Source organism: Kitasatospora sp. NPDC059803 (assembly GCF_042732255.1).
Lineage (GTDB): Bacteria > Actinomycetota > Actinomycetes > Streptomycetales > Streptomycetaceae > Kitasatospora.
Genome location: NZ_JBHWIJ010000138.1, coordinates 1 through 10,472 on the forward strand (window position 1 = coordinate 1; position 10,472 = coordinate 10,472).

Genomic DNA, 10,472 nt, shown 5'->3' on the forward strand with positions numbered 1-10,472 from the left:
GGACGGACCTGGAGCGCCTCCGAAGGGGGCGCCGTCCTTGTGACGGCGCCCCCTTCGGCGTATCCGGGGTCCGTCTTTCGAACCCCGCCGGTCGGACGTGTCGCGGGACACACGGGGTGAACCCTCCGTGAGGCCTGGGCAGGTTGGTTACCGACCGGTAGCATGGCGGTGGAGCGGCGCCGCTCGGGTCTTCACCGGCGGCAGCCTGCCCACCTCAAATGTTGGTCCCTGGGAGGAGAGCCCCCGTGCCTCGTACCGCGAGGGACGTCGTCTTCGTCGATGGCGTCCGCACCCCGTTCGGCAAGGCCGGCCCGAAGGGCATCTACCACGAGACGCGCGCCGACGACCTGGTCGTCAAGTGCATCCGGGAGCTCGTGCGCCGTAACCCGAACCTGCCCGTCGAGCGCATCGACGAGGTCGCCATCGCGGCCACCACGCAGATCGGCGACCAGGGTCTGACCATCGGGCGCACCGCCGCCCTGCTGTCCGGCCTGCCCAAGTCCGTCCCCGGCTACTCGATCGACCGCATGTGCGCCGGTGCGCTCACGGCCGTGACCGCCACCGCCGGCGGCATCGCCTTCGGCGCGTACGACGTGGTCGTGGCCGGCGGCGTCGAGCACATGGGCCGCCACCCGATGGGCGAGGGCGTCGACCCGAACCCGCGCTTCGTCTCCGAGAAGCTGGTCGACGAGTCCGCCCTGTTCATGGGCATGACCGCGGAGAACCTGCACGACCGGTTCCCGCACCTGACCAAGGAGCGCTGCGACGCCTACGCCGTGCGCTCGCAGGAGAAGGCCGCCAAGGCGTACGCCAACGGCGACATCCAGCCCGACCTGGTGCCGATCTCGATCCGCAACACCAACCCCGAGGTCGGCGAGACCGGCTGGGGCCTGGCCACCGTGGACGAGCCGATGCGCCCGGGCACCACGATGGAGAGCCTGGCCGGCCTGAAGACCCCCTTCCGCCCGCACGGCAACATCACCGCGGGCAACTCGGCCGGCCTCAACGACGGCGCCACCGCCTCGCTGCTGGCCGCCGAGGACGTCGCCGAGGAGCTCGGCCTCCCGGTCAAGATGCGCCTGGTCTCCTACGCCTTCGCGGGCGTGGAGCCCGAGGTCATGGGCATCGGCCCGGTGCCGGCCACCGAGAAGGCGCTGGCCAAGGCCGGTCTGACCATCGACGACATCCAGGCCTTCGAGGTCAACGAGGCCTTCGCCGTCCAGGTGCTGTCCTTCCTGGACCACTACGGCATCGCGGACGACGACGAGCGCGTCAACCCGTACGGCGGTGCGATCGCCTTCGGCCACCCGCTGGCCTCCTCCGGCGTGCGCCTGATGAACCAGCTGGCCCGCCGCTTCGAGCAGCGCCCGGACGTCCGCTACGGCCTCACCACGATGTGCATCGGGTTCGGCATGGGCGGGACCGTCATCTGGGAGAACCCGCACTGGAGCGGAGCGGAAAAGTCGTCCGAGCTCGAGGGTGGTAAGTGAACATGACGAGCACCACTGAGCTACTGCAGCACGGCGCCGAGCTGTTCCCGGGCGAGGTCGTCACGACCGCGCACGTGCGCCACCTGGACCTGCCGCTGCAGGCCGGCAAGCTGGCCCTGATCACCCTGGACAACGGCTTCGACCACACCAAGCCGACCACCTTCGGCCCGGGCTCGCTGCTGAAGCTGTCCGCCGCGCTGGACCAGGTCGAGGCCGAGGCCGCCGAGGGCAAGGTCGTCGCCGTCGCCGTCACCGGCAAGCCGTTCATCTTCGCGGTCGGCGCCGACCTCAAGGGCGTCGAGCTGCTCAAGGAGCACGCGGACGCGCTCGCCATCGGCAAGGGCGGCCACGAGGTCTTCAAGCGGATCGCCGCGCTGCCCGTCCCCTCCTTCGCCTTCTACAACGGCGCGGCGATGGGCGGCGGCGTCGAGGTCGGCCTGCACGCCACCTACCGCACGGTCAGCGCGGGCGTCCCGGCGTTCTCGCTGCCGGAGGTCTTCCTGGGCCTCGTCCCCGGCTGGGGCGGCTGCACCCTGCTGCCGAACCTGATCGGCCCCTCGAAGGCGATCAAGGTCATCATCGAGAACTCGATGAACCAGAACAAGCAGCTCAAGGGCAAGGACGTGTTCGAGCTGGGGATCGCCGACGCGATCTTCGAGCCGGCCGACTTCCTGGAGCAGTCGCTGCTGTGGGCCGCCAAGGTCCTCAAGGGCGACGTCGTCGTCGAGCGCGAGGAGATCGACCGCGGCAAGGCCTGGGACGACGCCGTCGCCTGGGGCCGCCTGGTCGCCGACGCCAAGGTGCACGGCGCCGCGCCGGCCGCCTACAAGGCGCTGGACATCATCCAGCAGGTCAAGGACTCCGACCTCCAGGCCGGCTTCGACGCCGAGGACGCGGCCCTGGCCGACCTCATCATGAGCGGCGAGCTGCGCAGCGGCATCTACGCCTTCAACCTGGTGCAGCGCCGGGCCAAGCGCCCGGTCGGCGCGCCGGACAAGTCGCTGGCCCGCCAGGTCAACAAGGTCGGCGTCGTCGGCGCCGGTCTGATGGCCTCGCAGCTGGCGCTGCTGTTCGCCCGCCGTCTGGAGGTGCCGGTGGTCCTCACCGACATCGACCAGGAGCGCGTCGACAAGGGCGTCGGCTACGTCCACGCCGAGATCGACAAGCTGCTCGGCAAGGGCCGGATCGGCCAGGACAAGGCCAACCGTCTCAAGGGCCTGGTCAGCGGCTCGCTCGACAAGGCCGCCGCCTTCGGCGACGCGGACTTCGTGATCGAGGCCGTGTTCGAGGAGATGGGCGTCAAGCAGACCGTCTTCGCGGACCTGGAGAACGTGGTCTCGCCGACCTGCGTGCTGGCGACCAACACCTCCTCGCTGTCGGTCACCGAGATGGCCTCGAAGCTGAAGCACCCCGAGCGGGTCGTCGGCTTCCACTTCTTCAACCCGGTCGCGATCCTGCCGCTGCTGGAGATCGTCCGCGGCGAGCAGACCGACGACGCCTCGCTGGCCACCGCCTTCGGCGTCTCGAAGAAGCTGAAGAAGACCTCGGTGCTGGTCAAGGACGCCCCGGCGTTCGTGGTGAACCGGATCCTGACCCGCTTCATGGGCGAGATCCAGACCATCATCGACGAGGGCACCCCGATCGCCACCGTCGAGAAGGGCGTCGAGCCGCTCGGCCTGCCGATGTCCCCGATCGTGCTGCTGGAGCTGGTCGGCCCGGCCATCGCGCTGCACGTCTCGGAGACCCTGCACGGCGCGTTCCCGGAGCGGTTCGCCGTCTCCGAGAACCTCGGCAAGGTGGTCAAGGCCGGCAAGCGCGGCTTCTACACCTGGGTGGACGGCAAGCAGGTCCTCGACCCCGAGGTGCTGGAGCTGCTGTCCTTCGGCGACACCGTGCTGACCGAGGAGCAGGTCCTGAACCGCTCCCTGGAGGCCGTGGCCCAGGAGATCGGCCTGATGCTGGAGGAGGGTGTCGTCGCCGAGGCGCAGGACATCGACCTCTGCATGATCACCGGCGCCGGCTGGCCCTTCCACCTGGGCGGGATCACCCCGTACCTGGACCGCGAGGGCGTCTCGGAGCGGGTGAACGGCAAGCGCTTCCTCGCCCCCGGCGTGGCCTCGGTGCCCGCGTAACGCGCAGCGCCACCGCATGCCGGAGCCCCGGTGACCTGGACGGTCACGGGGGCTCCGGCGTGTGCGGGGGCGGTCAGCTCTTCTTGAGGCGGTAGACCACGGTGTCGGCGAAGACGCCGACCATCTCGTAGTGGGTGTCCAGCAGGTTCTCGATCCGCGGGACCAGCACCGGCTGGTACGGGGCGATGCCGGAGTCGTCCACCACGACCTCGGGCAGGTTGTCGGCGAGCTCCTTGTCGAAGGTCTGCCAGGCGTTGCTGACGCTGAACTGCTCGCCCACGTTGGCGTTGCCGTCCTTGCCGCCGCTGTAGTTGGTCAGGAAGCCGGCGGTCAGGTAGCGGGTGGCGGGCTTGCGGTCGGCCAGCCAGTACAGCTCGGGGTGCATGCCCCAGACCAGCACGGTGTCCTTGGGGGTGGTCTGGGCGGCGACCGCGGTGGCGACCTCGGTGGTGCGGTTGAGCCGCTCCCCCGGCCAGGCCAGGGCCAGCGCCCAGAAGACCGTCGAGGCGACCGTGGTGTACACCAGGACGGGCTTCCAGCGGACCGCCGAGGTGGCCACCGCCCCGGTGCCCAGCAGCACCAGCGGGGGGATCAGCTGCAGGTAGTAGTGGCCGAAGAAGTGGAAGCCCACGCTGACCGCGACGACCGAGGACGCCAGCCAGACCCACAGGTCCCCGGTGGAGCCGTGCTCCTCCCCGGCGACGGGCAGCGGCCGGTGGCGGTGCTTGAGCCAGAGCCGGCGCCCGACCGGGAGCAGGAAGCCCAGCCCGGCCGCGACCAGGATGGCCGAGTTGCCGAGCGCGCGGCCGATCATCTGGAGCCAGGCACCGCCGAAGGAGGCGTAGTCCCCGCTGCCGGTGACCACCCAGAACAGGAAGCCCTTGGGCTTGGTCAGGATGACCGCGACCAGCGCTATCGGCAGGATGAAGCCGAAGCCGATCTTGAACAGGGCGGGCGGCCAGCGCACCCCGCGCCGGCGGGCGTCCTGGAACAGCATCCAGAGCACCGGTAGCAGCACCGCGCCGCCGGTCTGCTTGGTCAGCGAGCAGAGCGCCACCGCGATGCCCGCGGCCAGCCAGCGGCGGCGCTCGGCGTACCGGAACGCGGCCACCATGGCGGGCAGCATGAAGACCTCGAAGGTCGCCGCCTGGGTGTCCTCCGGGGAGAGCCCGATGGAGACCAGCAGGTAGAGCAGTCCCGCGCCGGCCCCGGCCCGGTTGCCCCAGCGGCCGCGGGCGATGGACGCCAGCAGGATCGCGGTGACCAGGTGGGCGCCCACCGCCAGGGTGCGCAGCGGCCACAGCGAGGCGGAGCCGAAGATCGTGAAGCAGGCCTGGTAGAGCCAGGGGAGCAACGGCGGCTTGCGGTCCACCACGGTGTCGTACAGCACTCCGCCGTCGGCCAGCATCCGGGCCTGGGTGGCCAGGAACCCCTCGTCGGGGCTCCAGACGGGCCGGGCGAAGGACGGGATGTGGGTGAGCAGTGCGACCAGCGCGAGCACCGGCACCAGCCTCGTCCAGTACCCGGTCTGCACATGGGTACGGACGCGCTCGGGCAGGCGCTCGGCCAGTCCGGCGAGGCGGAAGCGGGTGGGGGTGGGCACGGATGACAACCTACCGGGCGGGATCGGCGCGGGCGGCGCCGGTCCCGCCTTTCGGTGCGATTGTCAGCTTGTTTCGTGACGAACTGTTACAGGGCTACGACGAACAGTCGTCGGTGGAACGCGCTCCGGGCCCGTTCTCAGGCCTCGACCCGAGCCGCGTCCAGGCTGGCGACCAGGGCCGTCACCTTTCGGGCGATGTCCGGGGCGTTCAGGCCGATCTCGGCCAGGATCTCGTTCCGGCTCGCGTGGTCCAGGAACTCCTGCGGAATCCCGAAGTCGCGCACCGGCAGATCCACGTCCGCGTCGCGCAGCGCCTGCGCCACCGCGGCGCCGACACCGCCCACCCGGCCGTTGTCCTCGATCGTGACGACCACCCGGTGCTCGGCCGCCAGGCCCGGCAGGGCGGCGTCCACCGGCTTGACCCAGCGCGGGTCCACCACGGTGGCGGTGATGCCCTGGGCGGCCAGCAGGTCCGCGACCTCCAGGCTGGTGGCGGCCATCGCGCCGACCGAGACGACCAGCACGTCCGCGCGGTGCGTGCCGCCCGGCTCCTCGGCGGCGCGCAGCACGTCCATGCCGCCGATCCGGCCGACCGCCGGGACGGCCGGGCCGACGGTGCCCTTGGAGTAGCGGACCACGGTCGGGGCGTCCTTGACCTCGACGGCCTCGCGCAGCTGGGCGCGGACCTGGTCGGCGTCGCGCGGGGCGGCCAGCCGCAGGGTCGGGACGATCTGCAGCATCGACATGTCCCACATGCCGTTGTGCGAGGCGCCGTCGTCGCCGGTGACGCCGGCCCGGTCGAGCACGAAGGTGACGCCCAGCTTGTGCAGGGCGACGTCCATCAGGACCTGGTCGAAGGCCCGGTTCAGGAAGGTCGCGTAGACCGCGAAGACCGGGTGCAGCCCGTTGGTGGCCAGGCCGGCGGCGCTGGTGACGGCGTGCTGCTCGGCGATGCCGACGTCGAAGATGCGGTCCGGGAAGGCCTCGGCGAAGGGCGCGAGGCCGACCGGGTGGAGCATGGCGGCGGTGATGCCGACGATGTCGTCCCGCTCGTGGCCGAGCGCGACCATCTCCTCGGCGAAGACCGAGGTCCAGCTCCGGCCGCCGGCGTTCTGGATCGGCAGACCGGTCTCCGGGTGGATCTTGCCGACCGCGTGGAAGCGGTCCTCGTCGTTGTTCTCCGCGGCGTGGTAGCCGCGGCCCTTCTCGGTGAGGCAGTGCACGATCACCGGGCCGCCGAAGCCGCGCGCCTTGGTCAGCGCGGACTCCAGGGCGGTCAGGTCGTGGCCGTCGATCGGGCCGATGTACTTGATGCCGAGGTCCTCGAACATGCCCTGCGGGGCGATGAAGTCCTTGAGGCCCTTCTTGGCGCCGTGCAGCGTCTCGAACAGCTGCTGGCCGACCACCGGGGTGCGCTGCAGCGCGTCCTTGCCCCAGGAGAGGAAGCGCTCGTAGCCCTGGGTGGTGCGCAGGGTGGCGAGGTGGTTGGCCAGGCCGCCGATGGTCGGCGAGTAGGAGCGCTCGTTGTCGTTGACGACGATGACCAGCGGGCGGTCCTTGGCGTCGGCGATGTTGTTGAGCGCCTCCCAGGCCATGCCGCCGGTGAGCGCGCCGTCGCCGATGACCGCGACGACCGGGTCCGGCTTGCCGAGGATCTTGTTGGCCTTGGCCAGGCCGTCGGCGTAGGAGAGCACGGTGGAGGCGTGCGAGTTCTCGATCACGTCGTGCTCGGACTCGGCGCGGGACGGGTAGCCGGACAGGCCGCCCTTCATCCGCAGCATCGAGAAGTCCTGGCGGCCGGTGAGCAGCTTGTGGACGTAGCTCTGGTGGCCGGTGTCGAAGAGGATGCGGTCGCGCGGCGAGTCGAAGACCCGGTGCAGCGCGATGGTGAGCTCCACCACGCCGAGGTTGGGGCCGAGGTGGCCGCCCGTCTTGGCGACCTCGGTCACCAGGAAGGTCCGGATCTCCTGGGCCAGTGCGGCCAGCTGTCCCGGCGTGAGCCGGTCGAGATCACGCGGTCCCCGAATGCGGGTCAGCAGGGCCACCCGTTCCTCCTCGTTCAGTGTTCGCGGACCGCGGGCGGTCCGACGGGCGTCGCTGCCCGGTCTGGCGGCGGGCCGGCGGTCGCGGCCGGTGCCGACCGGTCGAGTCTAATGTCCGCTTGCCGGACACCGAGCGGCGCGGCCGGTGCCACCGACCCGTTACCGCCATTCCCGGAGGTCGGCCCGGGGGTCGCGCGTCACCCTGGATTGACGAATGAATGTTCGGGCGCGATCCGGGCCGCGGCGGCTCAGCCGCGCCCCAGCGCCCCGGACTCCCCCATCTCGCTCATCACCAGCGCCAGCGCGCCGAGCACCTCGGCCCGGCCGCCCAGCGTGCCGGGGACCACCGAGAGCTGGCGGGCGGCGCTCGGGATGGCGTAACGGGCCACCGAGTCGCGGATCGGGGAGAGCACCAGCTCACCGGCCTCGGCGAGGTCGCCACCGAGGATCACCCGGCGCGGGTTGAGCAGGTTGCACAGGGTGGCGACGCCGGTGCCGATCTGCCGGCCGGCGTCGGCGATCACCCGGCGGCAGCCGAGGTCACCCTGATGGGCCAGCTCGACCACCCGGGGCAGGGTGAGGTCCGGCCCGAGGGTCGGGGTCAGCAGGGAGAGCAGGTAGCGGGAGCCCACGAAGGTCTCCAGGCAGCCGCGGTTGCCGCAGCGGCAGACCGGCCCGGCCTCGTCCAGGGTGATGTGCCCGATCTCACCGGCGGTGCCGCCCGGCCCGCGGTAGATCTGGCCGTTGACCACCAGTCCGGCGCCGACCCCGCTGGCGACCTTGATGTACGCGAGGTCGCTCAGCCCCCGCCCGGCCCCCCAGACCAGTTCGCCGAGCGCGCCCAGGTTGGCGTCGTTGTCCACGTGCACCGGCATGCCGAGCCGCTCGGCCAGCTCCCGGCCCGGGGCGATGCCCGTCCAGCCGGGCAGGATCGCGGTGGAGCCCAGCGCGCCGGTCTCCACGTCGATCGGGCCGGGCACGCCGAGGCCCACGCCGATCACCTTCTCCGGACGGAACCCGGCCTGCCGGAGCAGCCGTTCCACCATCGCCTCGGCCCGGTCGAAGCCCTGCGCGGCGGAGACGTCCACGTCGATCGGGGCGCTCTCCTCGGCGAGCACCCGGTGCGCGAGGTTGCCGACCGCGACCCGCAGGTGGGTGTGGCCGAAGTCGATGCCCACCACGATGCCCGCGTCCCCGCTGAGCGAGACGCTGCGCGCCCGCCGGCCGCCGGAGGAGGTGTCGGCGACCACGACGGTGCCGCTCTCCTTCAACTCCCGCACGATGTTGGAGACGGTGGCCGCGGACAGGCCGGTGCCGCGGGCGATCTCGGCCTGGGTCAGCGAACCGGCCGTCCGCACCGCGCGCAGCACCCGCTCCAGGTTCGCCCGGTGCAAGGACGACTGCGAGCCCGGTGTGTCCGTCGACATGATCCACCCTCCCAGGGCGGGGACCCCTCCGCCGGACGTCCCCTTCAACTCCTGAAGGGTAGGGCCTGTGCCGTGGATCGGCGCGGATCGGACCTGGGCGGTACGACGGGGGCCGGTGGCGGCGGGCCCGGAAGCGGCGGGGGAACGGACGGAAACGGGCCTGCGGAGTCCTGGGTTCGACCGAAAAACACTCGCCACTAGCATGGTGCCCTATCTCACGCGTCCCCCCGGACCGCGGGGCGGTATCGGCAGGGGGACGCTTCCAGGAATGACGGGGAATCAGATGGCAGGGGATCACCCTACGCCGGGGGCAGGCGAAGCGTCGGGCAGCAGCCCGCAGGACAATCGGGGCGTCTCGTTCGGGCGCCCGCCCGGCGGCGTGGACCCGGCCGCCGTGGCGGACCAGATGACACAGCTCGACGGCGCGGCGATCCCGCGCCCGGCCTCGCCCGCCGGGCCGCCGCCGGCCCAGCCGCCGGCTCCGCCCGCGCAGCCGCCCGCCGCCGGTGCCGGTGCCGGTGCCGGTGCCGGCTACCAGCCGTACGCGCCGACCGCGGCCGCCTTCCCCAGCCAGGCTCCGCCGCCGCCGGCCGGTGCGCCGGTCGGCCCGTACGACCCGATGCCCGGTGGCGCCTACGGCGCGCCGGACGGCGGGCAGGCCTACGGCGCCGGCTACGGATACCCGCAGCAGCAGCCCGGGTACTACCCGGGCGCGCCGGTGCCCCCCGCGCCCAAGCAGCGCAACCCCGTGATGCTGTGGGGCGGGATCATCGGCGGCGTCCTGGCGATCGCCATCGTCGCCGGGCTGGTCGTGCTCCTCAAGGGCAACGACCCCGACCCCACGCCGAACGCCACCTCCGGCGGCACCACCACGTCCGGTGGCACCACCACCTCCGGAGGCACCGTCACCAACGCCCCGACCGCCGACGGCACCACCGGCAGCAGCACCGGCGGCAACACCGGCGGGGCCGGGTACAACATCGCCTGGAACGCCCCCAAGGCCGCCACCGGGGACAGCGGCTCGCAGCTGCTCGGCATCTGGGGCAGCGACAAGGTCGCGGTGCGCGCCGACAGCACCGGCATCCGGGCGTACAACACCTCCGACGGCAAGGAGGCCTGGAACATCCCGGTCCCGGCCGGCAGCAAGGAGGTGTGCACCGCCTCCTACTCGACCAACTCGAAGAACATCGCCGCCGTCTCCTTCAACACCGGTGACAGCGACTGCTCCACCATCGGCGCCGTCGACGTCAGCCAGGGCAAGCTGCTCTGGAGCGTCAAGGTCTCCACCGACCGGATGTCCTCGCCGACGCTCAGCGTCACCGACAAGGTGGTCGCCATCGGCGGCAACGTGGTCGGCGGCCTGAACATCGACAACGGCTCGGCGGCCTGGCAGTTCCAGCCGCGCGACAAGGACTGCAGCCTCTACGGCCGCGCGGCCGGCAGCCAGATCGCGGTCAACGACCGCTGCTACGGCGGCTCCGGCCCGAAGTCGCAGCTGGTCGTCGTGGACGCCGACAGCGGCAAGGCCGCCAGCACGCCGATCACCCTCACCGGCAGCATCGAGCGGATCGACAAGGTCGTCCAGGACCAGCCGCTGGTACTGCTGATGAGCAGCGGCCCCAACGGCGACTACATCCTGCCGTTCGACAAGAGCAACAAGCCCGGCAACCAGATGTCGGTCAAGGAGCCCGGCGCGGGGGGGGCCCCCGCGGGCGGGGCCGCCGCCGCCCCCCCCCACACGCACGCGCCGGCCCGCCCGCCGCAACCGCCGCCACCCC

6 protein-coding genes are annotated in these 10,472 nt (G+C 71.9%); 3 read left to right on the forward strand and 3 right to left on the reverse strand.

Annotated elements, in window-relative coordinates; translation table 11 throughout:
* The first annotated feature begins 245 nt into the window (after positions 1–245).
* Together ACFV6I_RS21830 and ACFV6I_RS21835 are read left to right on the forward strand one after the other, a co-directional pair.
* The gene (locus ACFV6I_RS21830; protein WP_063349470.1) at positions 246–1,490 is read left to right on the forward strand and encodes an acetyl-CoA C-acyltransferase; all 1,245 of its coding nucleotides are present in this window, start codon (positions 246–248) and stop codon (positions 1,488–1,490) included.
* A gap of 2 nt (positions 1,491–1,492) precedes the next feature.
* On the forward strand, positions 1,493–3,622 hold the full coding sequence (locus ACFV6I_RS21835; RefSeq protein WP_063349469.1) for a 3-hydroxyacyl-CoA dehydrogenase NAD-binding domain-containing protein: 2,130 nt from the start codon (positions 1,493–1,495) through the stop codon (positions 3,620–3,622).
* 73 nt (positions 3,623–3,695) lie between these two features.
* Here ACFV6I_RS21835 and ACFV6I_RS21840 read toward each other — a convergent pair whose 3' ends face one another.
* The 3 genes from ACFV6I_RS21840 to ACFV6I_RS21850 form a co-directional block, all read right to left on the reverse strand.
* Entirely contained in the window at positions 3,696–5,225 is a 1,530-nt protein-coding gene (locus tag ACFV6I_RS21840; protein ID WP_244293472.1) for a glycosyltransferase family 39 protein, read from the reverse strand.
* 137 nt (positions 5,226–5,362) lie between these two features.
* Positions 5,363–7,270: a 1-deoxy-D-xylulose-5-phosphate synthase gene (gene dxs, locus ACFV6I_RS21845; protein ID WP_363368836.1), complete on the reverse strand. Its 1,908-nt coding sequence runs from the start codon at positions 7,268–7,270 to the stop codon at positions 5,363–5,365.
* Between the two features lie 245 nt (positions 7,271–7,515).
* Complete coding sequence (locus ACFV6I_RS21850) at positions 7,516–8,694, reverse strand: ROK family transcriptional regulator (RefSeq protein ID WP_063349467.1); 1,179 nt, start codon at positions 8,692–8,694, stop codon at positions 7,516–7,518.
* A 406-nt stretch (positions 8,695–9,100) separates the two neighbouring features.
* On the opposite strand from ACFV6I_RS21850, the gene ACFV6I_RS21855 reads away from it, so the two are divergent.
* On the forward strand, positions 9,101–10,472 hold a 1,372-nt coding region (locus ACFV6I_RS21855), incomplete at its 3' end, for a PQQ-binding-like beta-propeller repeat protein (protein ID WP_380427115.1).

Bases quoted from the DNA above. Each gene is read 5' to 3' on its own strand.
- ACFV6I_RS21850 (WP_063349467.1), bottom strand. From the start codon at position 8,694: ATGTCGACGGACACACCGGGCTCGCAGTCGTCCTTGCACCGGGCGAAC.
- ACFV6I_RS21835 (WP_063349469.1), top strand. From the start codon at position 1,493: ATGACGAGCACCACTGAGCTACTGCAGCACGGCGCCGAGCTGTTCCCG.